The organism is Curvibacter sp. EU05-FHT14A10 (genome assembly GCF_058791075.1).
In genome coordinates, this window is sequence record NZ_JBYTDE010000012.1 from 38,245 (window position 1) to 55,756 (window position 17,512).

Annotated in this window: 18 protein-coding genes; 9 read left to right on the forward strand and 9 right to left on the reverse strand. The window is 66.0% G+C overall.

What is annotated here, in order from left to right:
* Positions 1 to 8: 8 nt before the first annotated feature.
* The 8 genes from rng to AC3WUT_RS21080 are packed head-to-tail and all read right to left on the reverse strand — an operon-like array spanning position 9 to position 7,001.
* Complete coding sequence (gene rng, locus AC3WUT_RS21045) at positions 9 to 1,493, reverse strand: ribonuclease G (protein ID WP_492349042.1); 1,485 nt, start codon at positions 1,491 to 1,493, stop codon at positions 9 to 11.
* 37 nt (positions 1,494 to 1,530) lie between these two features.
* Positions 1,531 to 2,151: a Maf family protein gene (locus AC3WUT_RS21050; RefSeq protein WP_492349043.1), complete on the reverse strand. Its 621-nt coding sequence runs from the start codon at positions 2,149 to 2,151 to the stop codon at positions 1,531 to 1,533.
* A 59-nt stretch (positions 2,152 to 2,210) separates the two neighbouring features.
* Positions 2,211 to 2,678, reverse strand: a complete 468-nt coding sequence (rlmH, locus tag AC3WUT_RS21055; RefSeq protein WP_492349044.1) for a 23S rRNA (pseudouridine(1915)-N(3))-methyltransferase RlmH — start codon at positions 2,676 to 2,678, stop codon at positions 2,211 to 2,213.
* 13 nt (positions 2,679 to 2,691) lie between these two features.
* Positions 2,692 to 3,456 (reverse strand): ribosome silencing factor, encoded by a 765-nt coding sequence (gene rsfS, locus AC3WUT_RS21060; RefSeq protein ID WP_492349045.1) that lies wholly within the window; start codon positions 3,454 to 3,456, stop codon positions 2,692 to 2,694.
* The gene (gene nadD / locus AC3WUT_RS21065) at positions 3,456 to 4,061 is read right to left on the reverse strand and encodes a nicotinate (nicotinamide) nucleotide adenylyltransferase (RefSeq protein ID WP_492349163.1); all 606 of its coding nucleotides are present in this window, start codon (positions 4,059 to 4,061) and stop codon (positions 3,456 to 3,458) included. Before nadD ends, rsfS begins: the two co-directional genes overlap by 1 nt.
* The gene (hemF, locus tag AC3WUT_RS21070) at positions 4,058 to 4,996 is read right to left on the reverse strand and encodes an oxygen-dependent coproporphyrinogen oxidase (RefSeq protein WP_492349046.1); all 939 of its coding nucleotides are present in this window, start codon (positions 4,994 to 4,996) and stop codon (positions 4,058 to 4,060) included. Before hemF ends, nadD begins: the two co-directional genes overlap by 4 nt.
* Complete coding sequence (purD, locus tag AC3WUT_RS21075; RefSeq protein ID WP_492349047.1) at positions 4,996 to 6,276, reverse strand: phosphoribosylamine--glycine ligase; 1,281 nt, start codon at positions 6,274 to 6,276, stop codon at positions 4,996 to 4,998. Before purD ends, hemF begins: the two co-directional genes overlap by 1 nt.
* Positions 6,277 to 6,281: 5 nt before the next feature.
* Entirely contained in the window at positions 6,282 to 7,001 is a 720-nt protein-coding gene (locus AC3WUT_RS21080; RefSeq protein WP_492349048.1) for a YebC/PmpR family DNA-binding transcriptional regulator, read from the reverse strand.
* Between the two features lie 62 nt (positions 7,002 to 7,063).
* Here AC3WUT_RS21080 and AC3WUT_RS21085 point away from each other — a divergent pair, with 62 nt between their 5' ends.
* Entirely contained in the window at positions 7,064 to 8,599 is a 1,536-nt protein-coding gene (locus AC3WUT_RS21085; RefSeq protein ID WP_492349049.1) for a helicase HerA-like C-terminal domain-containing protein, read from the forward strand.
* 19 nt (positions 8,600 to 8,618) lie between these two features.
* Positions 8,619 to 9,593, forward strand: a complete 975-nt coding sequence (locus AC3WUT_RS21090) for a threo-3-hydroxy-L-aspartate ammonia-lyase (RefSeq protein WP_492349050.1) — start codon at positions 8,619 to 8,621, stop codon at positions 9,591 to 9,593.
* 25 nt (positions 9,594 to 9,618) lie between these two features.
* Here AC3WUT_RS21090 and AC3WUT_RS21095 read toward each other — a convergent pair whose 3' ends face one another.
* Positions 9,619 to 9,885 (reverse strand): DUF2798 domain-containing protein, encoded by a 267-nt coding sequence (locus AC3WUT_RS21095; RefSeq protein ID WP_492349051.1) that lies wholly within the window; start codon positions 9,883 to 9,885, stop codon positions 9,619 to 9,621.
* Between the two features lie 125 nt (positions 9,886 to 10,010).
* Between AC3WUT_RS21095 and AC3WUT_RS21100 the strand changes: the two genes are divergently transcribed.
* From AC3WUT_RS21100 to AC3WUT_RS21130, 7 genes are all read left to right on the forward strand, one after another.
* Positions 10,011 to 10,967 carry a LysR family transcriptional regulator gene (locus AC3WUT_RS21100; protein WP_492349052.1) on the forward strand — a complete coding sequence of 319 codons (957 nt, stop codon included), beginning with the start codon at positions 10,011 to 10,013 and terminating at the stop codon, positions 10,965 to 10,967.
* 326 nt (positions 10,968 to 11,293) lie between these two features.
* The gene (gene upp / locus AC3WUT_RS21105) at positions 11,294 to 11,923 is read left to right on the forward strand and encodes a uracil phosphoribosyltransferase (RefSeq protein ID WP_492349053.1); all 630 of its coding nucleotides are present in this window, start codon (positions 11,294 to 11,296) and stop codon (positions 11,921 to 11,923) included.
* Positions 11,924 to 12,015: 92 nt separating this feature from the next.
* The gene (locus AC3WUT_RS21110; RefSeq protein WP_492349054.1) at positions 12,016 to 13,020 is read left to right on the forward strand and encodes a BMP family protein; all 1,005 of its coding nucleotides are present in this window, start codon (positions 12,016 to 12,018) and stop codon (positions 13,018 to 13,020) included.
* Positions 13,020 to 13,964, forward strand: coding sequence for a 5'-methylthioadenosine/S-adenosylhomocysteine nucleosidase (locus AC3WUT_RS21115; RefSeq protein WP_492349055.1), 945 nt, complete (start codon positions 13,020 to 13,022; stop codon positions 13,962 to 13,964). The genes AC3WUT_RS21110 and AC3WUT_RS21115 overlap by 1 nt, the downstream gene beginning before the upstream one ends.
* Entirely contained in the window at positions 13,957 to 15,525 is a 1,569-nt protein-coding gene (locus AC3WUT_RS21120; RefSeq protein WP_492349056.1) for an ABC transporter ATP-binding protein, read from the forward strand. The genes AC3WUT_RS21115 and AC3WUT_RS21120 overlap by 8 nt, the downstream gene beginning before the upstream one ends.
* Entirely contained in the window at positions 15,522 to 16,583 is a 1,062-nt protein-coding gene (locus AC3WUT_RS21125; RefSeq protein WP_492349057.1) for an ABC transporter permease, read from the forward strand. Before AC3WUT_RS21120 ends, AC3WUT_RS21125 begins: the two co-directional genes overlap by 4 nt.
* On the forward strand, positions 16,580 to 17,503 hold the full coding sequence (locus AC3WUT_RS21130; protein ID WP_492349058.1) for an ABC transporter permease: 924 nt from the start codon (positions 16,580 to 16,582) through the stop codon (positions 17,501 to 17,503). Before AC3WUT_RS21125 ends, AC3WUT_RS21130 begins: the two co-directional genes overlap by 4 nt.
* Positions 17,504 to 17,512: the final 9 nt, after the last annotated feature.

Below are 17,512 nucleotides of genomic sequence, written 5' to 3' on the forward strand. Positions count from 1 at the left end.
CCCGGGCCTCACAACAGCACAATGTCGTACTGATCCTGCCCCATGCTGCCTTCGGCCTGCAGCGAGATCGGTTTGCCGATGAAGTCCGACAGGCCGGCCAGGTGCTGGCTTTCTTCATCCAGGAACAGATCGACCACCTGCGTCGAAGCCACCACCCTGAACTCGCGGGGATTGAACTGCCGCGCCTCCCGCAGGATCTCCCGCAGGATGTCGTAGGTCACGCTGCGGGCCGTCTTCACCTGCCCCGAGCCATGGCATTGCGGGCAAGGTTCGCACAGCATATGTGCCAGTGATTCACGGGTGCGCTTGCGCGTCATCTCGACCAGGCCCAGTTGCGAAAAGCCCCCGATCATGGTCTTGACCCGGTCCCGGCCCAGTTGCTTGCGAAACTCCGCCAGCACGGCCTCACGGTGGTCATCACGCACCATGTCGATGAAGTCGACGATGATGATGCCGCCCAGATTGCGCAGCCGCAATTGACGTGCAATGGCCTGGGCCGCCTCCAGGTTGGTCTTGAAGATGGTGTCGTCAAAGTTGCGTGCCCCCACAAAGCCACCGGTGTTCACGTCCACCGTGGTCAGGGCCTCGGTCTGGTCCACGATCAGGTAGCCCCCCGATTTCAGGTCCACCCGCCGCCCCAGGGCTCGCACAATCTCTTCCTCCACCCCGAAAAGGTCAAAGATCGGCCGCTCGCCCTTGTAATGCTGAAGTTTGCCCACGGCCGAAGGCATGAACTCCTGCCCGAAAGCCAACAACTTTTCAGACTGTTCTTTCGAATCGATGCGGATGTTCTGGGTCTGCTCGCCCACCAGATCGCGCAACACGCGCTGCAGCAAGTTGAGGTCTTCATGCAGCAACGAAGCCGGTGGCAGACGCACCGACGCATCCTTGATGCGGGCCCAGGTCTTGCGCAGGTACGCAATGTCGTCGGCCAACTCAGCATCGCTGGCATCTTCGCCATTGGTCCGCAGGATGAATCCGCCGCCGCCTCCGGTGGCCTTCTCGCCCACCAGCGCCTGCAAGCGGCTGCGCAAGGCCTCCCGCTCGCCGACCGGGATTTTCTGAGACACCCCAACGTGCTCGTCCTGTGGCAAGAACACCAGCAGACGCCCGGCAATGCTGATCTGGGTGGACAGGCGGGCGCCCTTGGTGCCAATGGGGTCCTTGATCACCTGCACCATCAAGGCCTGACCTTCAAACACCTGGCGTTCAATGGGCACGGCTGGTTGCGCCTGTCGCGCGGGCGGCGCCTCACCTTCGGGATGCTTTTGCCAGACATCGGCCACGTGCAGGAATGCCGCGCGCTCCAACCCGATGTCGATGAAGGCGGATTGCATGCCAGGCAATACGCGGGTGACCTTGCCCAGATAAACGTTGCTCACCAAGCCCCGCTCCAGCGAACGCTCGATGTGCAGCTCCTGCACAGCGCCGTTTTCGATCACGGCCACGCGGGTCTCCTGGGGAGACCAGTTGATCAGAATGTCTTGTTGCATGGCTTGGCTTTTTCCTCAAAGTCAGGCCGGGCAGGCCTCAAAGTTTCCAGCCGCACTGGCGCAGCAGTTCGGCCGTCTCAAACATCGGTAGCCCCATGATGCCCGAATAACTTCCGCTCAACTGCGAGATCCACGCCGCAGCGCGGCCTTGTACCGCGTAGGCCCCGGCCTTGCCCAACGGCTCACCACTGTCCACGTAGGCCTTGATACGGGCCGGCGTGAGTTCAGCAAAGGTCACCTTGGAGGTGCTCAGCGCGGCCATGCGACGGCGGCCTTTTTGAATGGCCACAGCCGTCAGCACCCGGTGGGTCTGGCCAGACAGCGCAGCCAGCATGCGCCGGGCATGGGCGGCATCATCGGGCTTGCCAAAAATCTCCCGGCCCAGGGCCACCGTGGTGTCAGAACACAACACAGGCGCCACCGGCAGGCCCCGGCGTTTGAGCCGGGCCAAGGCGGCATCCAGCTTGAGGCCGGTCACACGCTGCACATAGGTGGCCGGCGCCTCGCCAGGCAGCACAGCCTCGATGGCTTCGGCATCTTCGCCAAGGTCACCATCGGTATTCGGCAGGAGCAACCGATGCGACACGCCCAACTGCTCAAGCAACTGGCGCCGACGCGGGCTCTGGGAGGCAAGGTAGATGAATTCGGGGTTGGCCATGGACAGGCTCCAGCCAGGTTGACACGGAACAGGGCGCAGCCAAGGCCACGCCCCGGAAATCACTCGCGGTGATAAGGGTGGCCAGCGTTGACCGACCAGGCCCTGTATAGCTGCTCGATCAGCAGCACGCGCACCATGGCATGAGGCAGCGTCAGGTCGGACAAACGGATGCGCTCATGCGCAGCCTGACGAAACGCGGGCTCCAGGCCATCGGGCCCCCCGATGATCAAGGCCACGTCGTCGCTCGCCAGCTGCCAGCCTTTGAGTTTGGCGGCCAGCGCCACGGTGGTGAGCTGGGTGCCCCGCTCATCGAGCGCCACCACACGGGCGCCCTTCGGAATGGCCGCCTCGATGCGCTCACGCTCGGCCGCCAGCAGGGTTTCAAGCGTCTTGGAGCTGCGGGGCTCAGTCTTGACGGCCTTGAGCTCGACCTTGAGCTCAGGGGGGAAGCGCTTGGCGTAATCGTCCCAGGCTGTCTGAGCCCAATCGGGCACGCGCTGCCCCACCGCCACGATCACCAGCTTCATGCCTGGCGATCCATCAAGCCTTGCTGGGCTTCTTGCGCGGGGCCGGTGCAGCAACCGCCTTCTTGGCTGCCGGCTTCTTCGGTGCGCCCACCTTGATCACCTTGAGCGGAGCCTTCTTGGCCGCCGGCTTGGCCGTGCTGGTCTTGGCTGCGGTCTTGGTGGGTGTTTTTGCAGCCGTCTTGGCAGGGGCCTTGACCGCCGTCTTGGCGGGTGCGCGGGTTGATGTCTTGGCAGGTGCCTTCTCAGCCACAGGGGCGCCCTTCAAGGCTTTGGTGGCCTTGGCAGCAGCCTTGGCCGGGGTGGTGGCGGCGGGCTCGGCGGTCTTGGCAGACTTGGCGGCCGTCTTCTTGGCTGCAGCCTTCTTGGCCGGCGCCTTGGCACCTTCTGCGGCAACCGGCTTGGGCGCACCCAGTTTCAGACGCACTGGCGTCGCGCCCCAGATCTCTTCCAGGCGGTAGTACTGGCGGATCGCGGGCTGCATCACGTGGACCACGGCTGCGCCGCAGTCAACAATGATCCATTCGCCGTTTTCTTCGCCCTCGGTACGAGGCTTGTTGAAGCCGGCCTCACGCACGGCATCGCGCACGCTGGAGGCCAGGGCCTTGGTCTGGCGGTTGGAGGTCCCGGAGGCCACGATCACGCGCTCAAACAGCGGCGAGAGGGCTTCGGTGTTGAAAACCTGGATGTCTTGGGCCTTCACATCCTCCAGGCCATCGACGATGGCCCGCTGGAGTTTCTGGATGTCTTTTTTAGCGGAGGAGTCCGTGGAGGTGGTCATCAGGCGGATTTGTAAAGATGATGTTGTTCAATATAGCGCGCAACGCCAGCGGGAACCAGATGTTCGATGCCCAGGCCTTGTGCGACGCGCGACCGGATGTCCGTTGCACTCACGGACATGAGGGGCCACTGCAGAGGCTCCCATCGCCCTCCCGGGAGATCTTGAAGCTCAGTTTGACCGCCGGCCGCAGCACTTTGCTCACGACCAGCTACCGAAATTATAGCTTTGCGCAAAATCTCATCGTGGCGATGCCACTGGCCAAAGGCCCGGGCCTGGTCGGCACCGATGATCAGCACCAGCTCGTAGGCCGGATATTCGCGCTTCAGTTCATCAAGCGTGTCCACGGTGTAGCTGGGGCCGGCGCGATGAAATTCACGCTCATCCACCACCACCCCGGGCAGGCTGGCGAAGGCCAGTCGGGCCATCGCGAGTCGATGCTCGCCTGGCGACAAGCCGGCCCGGTGCGCGGCCTGCCCCGTGGGCAGAACATGCAAGCGCGCCAGGCTCAGTTGCTGCAGCGCCGCCTCGGCCAAGGCGACATGGGCCCGGTGAGGCGGGTCGAATGCCCCGCCGAACACCCCCAAACGGGGCTGTTTCAGGGTCAGACCCACGCCTGGCGCACCAGAAAGTGCTCGTACAGGCGCGCCTCAGCCGTGCCCTCTGCCGGGGTCTGCTGGTAAGCCCAACTGGCCAGCGGCGGCATCGACAACAGGATGGACTCGGTGCGCCCACCCGACTGCAGACCAAAGTGGGTGCCCCGGTCCCAGACCAGATTGAACTCCACATAGCGCCCACGACGGTACAGCTGAAACGCGCGCTCATGCTCGCCATAAGGCGTGCTCACCCGGCGCTCAACGATGGGCAGGTAGGCCTGCAAAAATGCATCGCCCACGGCCTGCGTCATGGCCAGGCTCTGATCAAAGCCAAGTTCAGCAAAATCGTCAAAAAAGACCCCGCCCACGCCACGCTGTTCGTTGCGATGCTTCAAGAAGAAATACTCATCGCACCAGGTCTTGAAGCGAGGGTACTTGTCGTCGCCAAAGGGGGCGAGCGCATCCCGGCAGGTGGTATGAAAGTGCCGTGCATCCTCATCAAAGCCGTAAAAGGGCGTGAGGTCCATGCCGCCGCCAAACCAGCACACCGGCGCCTTGTCCGCCGGAGTGGCAGCAATCATGCGCACGTTCATGTGCACGGTCGGGACATAGGGGTTGCGCGGATGGAACACCAGCGACACGCCCATCGCCTCGAAGGGCGCACCGGCCAGCTCCGGGCGGTGCTGGGTGGCCGAGGGCGGTAACTGCGGGCCACGCACGTGCGAAAAGCCGCAGCCGGCGCGCTCAAACACCGTGCCGCCCTCCAGGATCTTGGTCAGGCCATTGCCCTGCAACTTCTCGCCGGCAGGTTTGTCCCAGGCGTCGGCCAGGAAGCGGGCTGCGCCGCCCCCGGCTGTTTCCTGGGCTTCGATCGCCGAGGTGATGCGATCTTGCAGTCCCAGCAGCCAGGACCGCACCGAGGCCACGGCGTCGTGTGCGGCCTCCATCAGATCTTCACCGCGCGGTGACCGATGTCACGACGGTACTGCGCACCGTCGAAATGAATGCCCGCCGCCACCTCATACACGCGCTGCTGTGCCAGCTTGACGTTGTCGGCCAAGGCCGTCACGCACAACACTCGCCCGCCGGTCACGCGCACAGCACCGTCTTGCAGCTCAGTGCCCGCATGAAACACCACAGCATCGTCAGCCTCAGCCGGCAAACCGGTGATGACATCGCCCTTGCGGGGGGTCATGGGGTAACCGTGGGCGGCCATCACCACGCCCAGGGCAGTGCGACGGTCCCATTGCAGTTCGATCTGGTCGAGCTTGCCATCGACCGCAGCGGCCAAGACATCGGACAGATCGCTCTTCAGGCGCATCATGATGGGCTGCGTTTCCGGGTCGCCCATGCGGCAGTTGAACTCCAGGGTCTTGGGCCGGCCCTGTGCATCAATCATCAAGCCGGCGTACAAGAAGCCGGTGTAGGGGATACCGTCCTTTTCCATGCCGCGGATGGTCGGCAGGATGATTTCGCGCATGGCGCGGGCGTGCACGTCGGCCGTGACCACCGGGGCCGGCGAGTAGGCGCCCATGCCGCCGGTGTTGGGGCCTTCGTCGCCATCCAGCAAGCGTTTGTGGTCCTGGCTGGTGGCCAGGGCGGTCACATTCTTGCCATCGCACAGCACGATGAAACTGGCCTCTTCGCCCTGCAGGAACTCTTCGATCACCACGCGGGCGCCACCATCGTTGTGCACCACGCCGAGCTTGTTGTCGAGCAGCATGAAATCGATGGCTTCATGGGCCTCGGCGGCCGTCATGGCCACCACCACGCCCTTGCCGGCAGCCAGGCCATCAGCCTTGACCACGATCGGGGCGCCCTTGGCGTCCACATAGGCGTGGGCCAGTGCCGCATCGGTGAAGCTCTCGTATTCAGCGGTCGGAATGCCGTGGCGCTTCATGAAGGCCTTGGAGAAGGCCTTCGAGCTTTCCAGTTGGGCCGCCGCCTTGGTCGGGCCGAACACCCGCAGGCCGTGGGCGCGGAATTCATCCACCACCCCGGCGGCCAGCGGGGCCTCAGGGCCCACCACGGCCAGACCAATCTTCTCGGCCTGGGCCCACTCACGCAAGGCCTTCACATCAGTGATGGGCACGTTGATCAGGCGATTGTCGAGGGCCGTGCCGCCGTTGCCGGGCGCCACATAGACCTTGTGCACCTTGGGCGACTGGTTGAGTTTCCATGCCAGGGCATGTTCGCGGCCACCGCCGCCAATGACTAATACTTTCATGGTGCTCACAGTGCAGCGTTGTGGTAGACCTCCTGGACATCGTCCAGGTCTTCGATCATGTCGAGCAGTTTTTGCATCTTGGCGGCGTCGTCGCCGGTCAACTCGATGGTGTTCTCGGCGCGCATGGTCACCTCGGCCACTTCGGGCCTCAGGCCGGCGGCCTCCAGGGCGTTCTTCACGGCCTCAAAGTCAGCAGGTGCCGTCAGCACCTCGATGGCGCCGTCATCGCCTGTGATCACGTCTTCGGCCCCGGCCTCCAGGGCCAATTCCATCAGCTTGTCCTCGTCGGTGCCCGGCGCAAAGATCATCTGGCCGCAGTGCTTGAACTGGAAGGCCACCGACCCTTCGGTGCCCATGTTGCCGCCGTACTTGCTGAAGGCGTGACGGACATCGGCCACGGTGCGGACACGGTTGTCGGTCATGGTGTCGACGATGATCGCAGCGCCGCCGATGCCATAGCCCTCGTACCGGATTTCCTCGTAGCTCACGCCTTCGAGGTTGCCAGTGGCCTTGTCGATGTTGCGCTTGATGGTGTCGGCCGGCATGTTGGCGGCCTTGGCCTTTTCAACGGCCAGGCGCAGACGGGGGTTGGTGGTCAGATCGCCGCCACCGGCACGCGCGGCCACCATGATTTCACGGATGACGCGGGTCCAGACCTTGCCGCGCTTTTCGTCCTGACGACCCTTGCGGTGTTGAATATTGGCCCATTTACTGTGTCCAGCCACGGGAGATTCCTTATTAATTGTTTAATCTATCGGGACCGATTTTACTTTTCGCCCACCCCACCATGGCCGACCCGATCCTGATTGCCCAAAATGCCCACGCCCAATGCACTCTGCTGCCCGGCCTGGCCAACCGCCACGGACTGATCACAGGGGCCACCGGCACCGGCAAGACTGTCACCCTGCAAACCCTGGCCGAGAGCTTTTCCCGCATCGGTGTGCCGGTATTCATGGCCGACGTCAAGGGCGATCTGACCGGCATCAGCCAGGCCGGCCAGATCAGCGGCAAGCTGGCCGCGGCCCTGAAAGAACGTGCGTTGCCCACGCCCGAATCCCAGGCCTGCCCTACCACCCTGTGGGACGTTTTCGGCGAACAAGGCCACCCGGTGCGTGCCACCGTGTCGGACATGGGCCCCCTGCTGCTGGGGCGCATGCTCAACCTCAACGACACCCAGTGCGGCGTGCTGAACCTGGTGTTCAAGATCGCGGACGACCACGGCCTGGCACTGCTGGATCTCAAAGACCTGCGCGCGATGCTGCAGCACGTGGCCGACAACGCCTCCGAATTCACCACCAGCTACGGCAACATCAGCGCCGCCAGCGTGGGGGCCATCCAACGCGGCCTGCTGCAAATCGAGACCCAGGGTGGCGACAAATTCTTCGGCGAGCCCATGCTCAACATCAGCGACTTGATGCAGACCGTGGACGGCCGCGGCGTGGTCAACATCCTGGCAGCCGACAAGCTGATGAACGCACCGCGCCTGTATGCCACCTTTCTGCTGTGGATGCTGTCCGAGCTGTTCGAACACCTGCCCGAAATCGGCGACCCCGACCAACCCAAGCTGGTTTTCTTCTTTGACGAGGCTCACCTGCTGTTCAACGAGGCACCCAAGGTACTGGTCGAGCGCATCGAACTGGTGGTGCGCCTGGTGCGCTCCAAGGGGGTGGGGGTCTATTTCGTCACCCAGAACCCGCTGGACATCCCCGACACCGTGCTGGCCCAGCTCGGCAACCGCGTGCAGCATGCGCTGCGCGCCTTCACACCGCGTGACCAGAAGGCCGTCAAGGCCACCGCCCAGACCATGCGGCCCAAGGCCGGCCTGGACATCGAGGCCGCCATCACCGAGCTTGGCGTGGGCGAGGCCCTGATCAGCCTGCTGGATGCCAAAGGTCGCCCTTGCGAAACCGAGCGTGTCTATGTGCTGCCCCCCGGCAGCCAGATCGGCCCGATCACCCCGGCGCAGCGACAGGTCTTGCTGGCCGGGTCGCTGGTCGCTGGCGTCTATGAAAAGGCCGTCGACCGGGAATCGGCCTACGAAGTGCTCAAGGGCCGTACCGCGAGCGCACCGGCAGCACCAGCCCAGGGATCGGCCAAACCCACCCTGCCCGGTCTGCAGCCGCAGGGCGGCCAGGCCGGCAGTGCCGGCCTGGGCTCAGTGCTCAACGATGTGTTGTTCGGCACCACCGGCCCCCGTGGCGGCCACCACGATGGTCTGGCGCAGACCTTGGCCAAATCGGCGCTGCGCACCATGGGCACCACCGTAGGCAAGGAAATCATCCGCGGCGTGCTGGGCGGCATTTTTGGCGGCAAGAGCCGCTGAGCCCCACGAAAGCCTCCCCATGACCGAACTGCTCCTGCCCACTTACGCCGATGTCGAGGCCGCCTCGGCCCGTTTGGCCGGCCACGCCAACCGCACACCGGTGCTGCGCTCGCGCACGGCCAACGAGGCCCTGCAAGCGACGCTGTTCTTCAAATGCGAAAACCTGCAGCGCATGGGCGCCTTCAAGTTTCGCGGCGCCTTCAATGCGCTGAGCCGCTTCAGTGCAGATCAGCGACGTGCCGGCGTGCTGGCCTTCTCGTCCGGCAACCACGCCCAGGCAATCGCCCTGTCGGCGCGCGAACTGGGCATGCCGGCGGTGATCGTGATGCCCGCCGATGCGCCCGCGGCCAAGCTGCAGGCCACCCGCGGCTATGGGGCCGAAGTCATCACCTACGACCGCTACAGCGAAGACCGGGATGCCATCAGCCGCCGCGTCGCTGCCGAACGGGGCATGACCTTGATCCCGCCATTCGACCATGCCGATGTGATCGCAGGGCAAGGCACCGCCGCCAAAGAGTTGCTCGAAGAGGTGGGCCCCCTGGATGTGTTGCTGGTCTGCCTGGGCGGGGGCGGCCTGCTGGCCGGCAGCGCCTTGGCCGCGCGGGCCCTGTCGCCCGACTGCCGCGTGTATGGGGTCGAGCCCGAGGCGGGCAACGACGGCCAACAATCGCTGCGCCGTGGCGAGGTGATCCACATCGCCCCACCCCGCACCATCGCCGACGGCGCGCAGACCCAGCACCTGGGGCAACTGACCTTCGGCATCATCCGCCGCGATGTCAGCGACATCCTGACCGTCAGTGATGCCCAACTGGTCGAATCCATGCGCTTCTATGCCGAACGCATGAAACTGGTGGTGGAACCCACCGGCGCACTCAGCCTGGCAGGCGCCCACCATGGCGGGCTGGACCTGAAGGGCCTGCGCGTGGGGGTGATCATCAGCGGCGGCAACGTCGACCTGCCCCGCTATGCCCAGCTGCTGAGCCAGGGCGTCTGAGCCACGGCACCGCAGGCTGCGGGCCTCAGCCTTGCACGGTGAGGGCCACCAGGCGCATCACCACGGGCCGCACAAGCATCACACAGACAAAGGCCACCGGCATGGCCAGCGCGTAGGCGCGCAGTACGCGCCAGTGGTAATCGCCTCCCAGGCCCGAGCCGGCGGCGACGATCACGGCCGACATCAGCAAGGCCATGATCCCGGCCATGTAAAAGGCAAAAACCAGCGGAGTGAAACGTTTGTGCAGGCGCGGAATCCGGCGCCGCGGGCGGGTGTCCGTGGTGTGTGGCATGGTCAATTCCCTCAGGTTCAGTTCGATGGCTGGATTCTGGCCAGCTTCATCCCAGCGCAGAAGAGGGCTTGGCACACCGTCAGTCATCCTAAAATCTTTCGACTGATGACCATCATTCAAAAGACATGACCACCCCTTCCCTGCGCGGCATCGAGGCCTTCATCAAGGCGGTGGAAGGCGGGAGCATTGCGGCGGCAGGTCGCCAGCTGGGCCTGAGCGCTGCCGCCGCCAGCCAGAGCATTGCCCGACTGGAAGCCGATCTGGGCACCCGGCTGCTGCGCCGCAGCACCCGGTCCCTGGCGCTGACCGACGAGGGCCAGATCTACTTTGAACGCGTGCGACCGGTGCTCGGCGTGCTGGAGGACGCGCATGGCGAGATCGGGGCACTGCGGGGCGAACCCCAGGGCCGCTTCAAGGTGGCCTGCTCGGTGGCCTTCGGTCGCCATGTGCTGGGGCCCTGGATCACCGGCTTCATGCAACGCTACCCGCGCCTGAACGTGGAGTTGCTGGTGGTCGACCGGCAGGTCGACTTCTTGCACGAGAACGTCGACGCCAGCATCCGCTACCAGCACATGCTGGAGCCCGGCCTGGTGGCCCGGCGCATCGCCAGTGCGCCGATCCACTACTGCGCCTCGCCAGCCTACCTGGCCCATCACGGGCAGCCCGCCACGCTGGAAGACCTGGCCAGACACCGCTGCCTGGCCTACCGCATGGCCATGGACGGCCGGATCATGCCCTGGCCGTTCATCCGGGAGGGTTTGCGCATTGAAGCCGCCTTTGAGCCCAGCCTGACCTGCAGCGACATCGACACCCTGGCGCAAGCCTGCCTGGCCGGTGCCGGCATCGCGCGCCTGGGCAGCTTCGTGTCCAACCCGCTGATTGAATCGGGCGAACTGATCCCGCTGTTCACCGACCCGGCCACAGCCCATGCCGCACCCGAGCCACTGGAGTTCTATGTGTGTTATCGCGACCGCCAACACGTGCCACCCAAGCTGCGCCTGTTCATCGACGAACTCAGCGAAGACTTGAGCCATCACCCGGGGCTGCACATGCCGCGACGCCCTGGCCTGCCCCCGCCCTGACTACCAGGCCCACTCGGCCTCGCGGGGCGCCCGTTTCTTGACCATCTGATCAAATTTGGTGCCCCCCAGGCACCAGCCGGGTGCGCCTGCATGGTATTCTTTTGCCCCAGCCACCGCCCGCTGCGGGGGTGCGCCCTGGCCCGGCGTCCGCCTGGGCCCAAGGCCACCCGACAGCGGCCCCTCTTTGCCAAGCCCTGCAGGAGCCCTGTCACCCCATGCCACCGGTCTTCCCCCCATCCTGGCACAGCGCTTGCACTGATCACCCCGGTCCGGCCAGCGCTGCCGGCGGGCGTCCCTGACCTTTCACTGCACCCAAGCCCAACACCATGAGCAACGTCCACGTCATCGACCACCCCCTGGTTCAGCACAAGCTGACCCTGATGCGCAACCGCGAGGCCAGCACCAACAGCTTCCGCCGCCTGCTCGGCGAACTGGCGAGCCTCATGACCTATGAGATCACCCGCGAACTGCCGTTGCAGGACGTTGAGGTTCAGACCCCCCTGGAAACCACCACTGGCCGCGTGATCGACGGCAAGAAGCTGGTTTTCGTGTCCATCCTGCGTGCCGGCAACGGCATTCTGGAGGGCATGCTCAACGTGGTGCCTGGCGCCCGGGTCGGCCACATTGGCCTGTACCGCGACCCCGACACCCTCAAGCCGGTCGAGTACTACTTCAAGATGCCCTCGGAAATGACCGAGCGCGACATCATCGTGGTCGACCCGATGCTGGCCACCGGCAACTCGGCCATTGCGGCGATTGAAAAGCTCAAGGCCCTGAAACCCAAGTCGATCAAGTTCGTGTGCCTGTTGACCTGCCCCGAGGGCGTGGCCGCCATGCAGGCCGCCCACCCCGACGTCCCCATCTACACCGCGTCGATCGACCGCCAGCTCAACGACCACGGCTACATCCTGCCGGGCCTGGGTGACGCGGGCGACCGCATCTTCGGTACCCAGTAAACACCGCCTACGGCCGCCACGACGGGCCGTCCGGGGCCTGCCGGGCCCGCTCAATTTTGCAACCCCCGCCAACTTTGCCAAAAGGAGCCTTCATGTCCCGTCGTTTCGCCCCGTCCCGCCGCCACCTGGTGGTGGCAGCCACCGCGCTCGCGGCTTCGGTTTCGTTGCCCGTCCTGGCCCAGGCCAAGATCAAGGTGGCGGCCATCTATACCGTGCCCTTCGAGCAGCAATGGGTGAGCCGCATCCACAAGGCCCTGAAAGCCGCCGAGGCCCGTGGCGAGATTGAATACAAGGCCAGCGAAAACGTGGCCAACGCCGACTACGAGCGCGTGATGCGCGAATACATCGCCGGTGGCAACCAGTTGATCGTCGGCGAGGTGTTCGGGGTCGAGGCCGCTGCCCGCAAGGTGGCCAAAGACTCACCCAAGACCTACTTCCTGCTGGGCTCTTCGGGCAAGCCGCAGGCGCCCAACTTCAGCGTCTTCGACAACTACATCCAAGAGCCGGCCTACCTCAGCGGCATGGTGGCGGGTGGCATGACCCAATCCAACAAGATCGGCATGGTGGGCGGTTTCCCCATTCCCGAGGTGAACCGCCTCATGAATGCCTTCATGGCGGGCGCCAAGGAGGTCAACCCCAAGGTGACCTTCAGCGTGAGCTTCATCAACAGCTGGTTTGACCCGCCCAAGGCCAAGGAAGCCACCTTTGCCATGATCGATCAGGGCGCCGACGTGCTGTATGCCGAGCGCTTCGGCGTCAGTGATGCCGCCAAAGAAAAGGGCAAGCTGGCCATCGGCAACGTCATCAACACCCAGGACAAATACCCTGACACCGTGGTCGCCTCGGCGCTGTGGAACATGGAGCCCAGCATCGATCGCGCCCTCAAGCTGGTCAAGGAAGGCAAATTCACCGCCGAAGACTACGGCCCCTACTCGACGATGAAGCACAAGGGCTCTGAGCTGGCGCCCCTGGGCACCTTCGAGAAAAAAGTGCCTGCCACCATCATGAACAAGGTCAAGGCACGCGAGGCCGAGATCCTGTCCGGCAAGTTCACCGTCAAGGTGGACGACAGCCAGCCCAAGTCCAGCGCCAAGTGATGAGGCGGCCTGCCCCACCCAGCGTGCCTCGGTGGCGCAGCTTGCTGACGGCCGGCCTGCTGGCCGGTGCCCTCGCCGCGCCGCTGCAAGCGGCCCCCAGGCACGATGGCGTGCCGCGCACAGCCATCGTGTCTGCGTTCGAGCCCGAGCTGGTGCTGCTGCGCTCGCAGCTGCGCCAGCCCCGCGTGCAACGGATCGCCGGGGTCGAATTCACCACCGGCCAGTTGCAGGGCAAGCCCGTGCTGCTGTTTCTCAGCGGCATCAGCATGACCAATGCAGCCATGAACACCCAACGCGCCCTGGACCATTTCAAGGTGCGCCGACTGTTGTTCAGCGGCATCGCTGGCGGTGTCGACCCTGCCCTGCATGTGGGTGATGTGGCTGTTCCACGCCGCTGGGCCCCTTACCTCGAAGGGGTGCTGGCCCGCGAAACCACCCCAGGCCACTACCAGCCCCCGCCCTGGATGGACGACCTGGTCGGCCCGGGCTTCGGCCCCTTCGTGCCGCGCTCGGTCGAGGTGCGTTCCAGCCGCCAGGCGGGCACCGAGCGCAAAGCCTGGTTCGAAGTCGATGCGGCCCTGCTGGCCATGGCCGAGCGCATCGCCCAGACCCCGCTGCAGCGCTGCGATGCCCGTCAGCAATGCCTGAGCCAGGCACCCCGCGTGGTGGTAGGCGGCAATGGCGTTTCGGGCGCCGCCTTTGTCGACAACGCAGCCTGGCGCGAGTACGCCTTCAATACTTTCCAGGCGCAGGTGCTCGACATGGAAAGCGCCGCCACCGCCCAGGTGGCCTACAGCAACCAGGTCCCCTTCATTGCGTTCCGCTCCCTCAGCGATCTGGCGGGCGGCGGCGAGGGCGAAAACGAAATGCACACCTTCATGACGCTGGCCGCCGGCAATTCGGCGCGGGTTCTGCTGGCCTTTCTGGCAGCCCTCCATGACTGACACCCCCCACCCCGCCCCGGTGCTGCAACTGCAGGGCATCACCAAGCGCTTTGGCCCGCTGGTGGCCAACGACAACATCTCCCTGAGCCTGAACGCAGGCGAGGTGTTGGCCCTTCTGGGCGAAAACGGGGCCGGTAAATCCACCCTGATGTCCATCCTGTTCGGCCACTACCGGGCCGACGAAGGCCACATCACCGTGAACGGTCAGCCCCTGCCCCCTGGCAATCCGGCCGCGGCCCTGGCCGCCGGCATCGGCATGGTGCACCAGCACTTCACGCTGGCCGACAACCTCAGTGTGCTGGACAACGTGATCCTGGGCACCGAAGCCCTTTGGCAGCCCTGGTCGGCCCGGGCCCGGGCCCGGAACCGCCTGATGCAGGTGGGTCAGCGCTTTGGCCTGACCGTCCAGCCCGAGGCCCGTGTGGGCCAGCTCTCGGTGGGCGAGCGCCAGCGCGTCGAGATCCTCAAGGCCTTGTACCGCGGCGCGCGCATCCTGATCCTGGACGAGCCCACGGCCGTACTCACCCCGCAAGAGAGCGAGGCCCTGTTCGACACCCTGGCCCAGTTGGTCCGAGAGGGCCTGTCAGTGATCTTCATCAGCCACAAACTGGCCGAGGTGCTGCGCGTCTCGCACCGGGTAGCGGTGCTGCGCGGCGGCCGCCTGGTCGCCGAAGCCCCGGCTGCCGGAACCACCCAGGCTCAGCTGGCGCAGTGGATGGTGGGCCACGCCGTCTCAGCGCCCGAACGGCGCCCCGCGGCGGCGCCTGGCCCGGTGGCCTGTGAATTGCGCAACGTCAGCACACCGGCCGGTCAGCGCGAGCGCCTCAGCCAGGTCAACCTGCAATTGAGGGCGGGCGAGATCGTGGCCGTCGCCGGCGTCTCAGGCAACGGGCAACTGGCGCTGGCCGAACTGCTGTGTGGCACGCGCCGCGCCGCCCAGGGCGAGGTCTGGCTCAAGGGCCAGCCCCTGCAGGCCTCGCCTGCCTGGCTGGTCACCCAAGGGGTGGCACGGATTCCCGAGGACCGGCACGCTGTGGGCGTGGTCGGTGATCTGCCGGTCTGGGAGAACGCGGTCTCAGAGCGGCTTCGGCACCCCGTGTTCTCGCGCTGGGGCTGGGTGCGCCGTGCCGTGGCGCGACAACACGCCCAGCGGGTGATCGAGGCCTTCGATGTGCGCGGCGCCGGCCCCCTGAGCCCGGCCCGGGCCCTGTCGGGCGGCAACATGCAGAAACTCATCCTGGGCCGCGCCCTGCTGCCCCTGCCCGGCCAGACCGCCCAACAGGGGCCTTGCCTGATCGTGGCCCACCAACCCACCTGGGGCCTGGACATCGGCGCCGTGGCCTATGTGCAGCAACAGCTGCTGGCCGCCCGTGACGCAGGGGCCGCGGTGTTGTTGATCACCGACGACCTGGACGAAGCCATGGCCCTCGGTGACCGCATCGCGGTCATGCATCACGGGCATCTGAGCCCGGCCCACCCCAGTTCCCACTGGAGCCGCGACAGCATCGGCCTGGCCATGGCCGGCGGCCCGGTCGCGGCCCAGGCCTCGGAGACCCCATGAGACTTGAGAAACGGCACCAGGCCTCTCACCTGGCCCATGTGCTGGCCCCGCTGGGGGCCATCGCCTTCACCCTGCTGATCAGTGCCCTGCTGGTGCTGTGGGCCGGGGCCCCGGTGGGGCGCACCTACGGCCTGCTGGTTCAGGGGGGGTTCGGCTCGCTGTTCGCCTGGAGCGAGACCCTGACGCGCGCCACCCCGCTGATCTTCACCGGCCTCGCGGCCGCTGTGGCCTTCCGGGCCCGGCTGTTCAACATCGGCGCCGAGGGCCAGTTGTATGCCGGGGCCCTGGCCGCCGTGGCCGTGGGTGGCATGCACGACAGCGCCGGCTGGTCCTTGCCAATGCCGCTGCTGTTCACCCTGATGCTGCTGGCGGCAGCCGCGGCCGGCGCCATGCTGCTGCTGGGGCCGGCGCTGCTCAAGAGCCGGCTTGGCGTGGACGAGGTTGTGACCACCCTGCTGCTCAATTTCATGGCCCTGCTGGGCGTGTCGGCCTTGCTGGACGGTCCCATGAAAGACCCCACCGCCCTGGGCTGGCCGCAAAGTGTGGCCCTGCAGCCCGAGATGGAGCTGTCGCGCCTGGTCGAGGGCACCCGGGTGCACACCGGTCTGTTGCTGGCGGCGGCCCTGTGCCTGGGCGTGTGGGTGCTGATGCGCTTTACCGTGCTGGGCTTTGACATCCGGGCCACGGGCGCCAATGCCCGCGCGGCGGCCTTTGCCGGGGTGGCGACCGGACGCACCGCTTTGCTGGTGGCCATGATGTCGGGGGCACTGGCCGGGCTGGCGGGGGCCGTCGAGGTGGCCGGGCGCACCAGCTATGTGACGCTGGACATGTCACCGGGCTATGGCTACAGCGGCATCGTGATCGCCATGCTGGCCGGCTTGCACCCTCTGGGTGTGCTGGTGGCCAGCATCTTTGTGGCCGGCGTGCAGGTAGGCGCCGACAGCATGAGCCGCGCCGTGGGCGTGCCCACCTACATCGCCGACGTGATCGTGGCGGCCTCGCTGCTGTCAGTGCTGGTGGCCACCCTGCTCACGCAATACCGGGTGCGCCTGAAATGACCGAACTGTTCGACATCCTGGCCCAACCGGCCTTCTGGGTGGCCGTGTTGCGCATCGCCACGCCCCTGATCTTCGGCACCCTGGGCGTGCTGCTGTGCGAACGTGCCGGAGTGCTCAACCTGGGCATCGAGGGCATCATGGTCGCAGGCGCTTTCGCCGGCTGGCTGGCGGTCTACCTGGGTCTGCCGCTGTGGGGCGGCGTGGCCGTGGCCGCACTGACCGGGGCGGCCTTCGGCCTGTTGCATGCCGCGCTCACCGTGGGCCTGGCGCTGTCGCAGCACGTGGCGGGCCTGGGCATCACGATGCTGGCCACTGCGCTCAGCTACTACGGCTACCGGGTCAGCTTTCCCAAGGTGAACACGCCCCCCACCATCACGCCCTTCACGGCCATGGACGGGCTGGGCATTCCGGTGCTGTCGGCGCAGACCCCGCTCACCCTGCTGGCCCTGCTGCTGGTGCCAGCCCTGGCCTGGTGGCTGTACCGAACCCCATCGGGGCTGGCGCTGCGCATGGTGGGCGAAAACCCCCAGGCCGCAGAAGGCCAGGGCCTCAGCGTGGGCCGCACCCGCACGGCAGGCATCGTGGCTGGTTCAGCCCTGATGGGTGTGGCGGGCTCCTTCCTGACCTTGTCGGCCTTCAATGCCTTTTTCTTCAACATGGTCAATGGGCGCGGCTGGATCTGCGTGGCCCTGGTGGTGTTTGCCTCGTGGCGACCCGGCAAGGCCTTGCTTGGCGCCCTGCTGTTCGCCTTCTTTGACGCCCTGCAGCTGCGCCTGCAGCAAGCAGGGGGCAGCGCCCTGCCCTATCAGCTCTACCTGATGCTGCCCTACGCCCTGTCGATCCTGGCCCTGGTGGTGGTGGCGCGCAAAGCCAGCTATCCCCAGGCCCTGATGAAACCCTACCGCAAAGGCGAACGCTGAGCCTGCCCA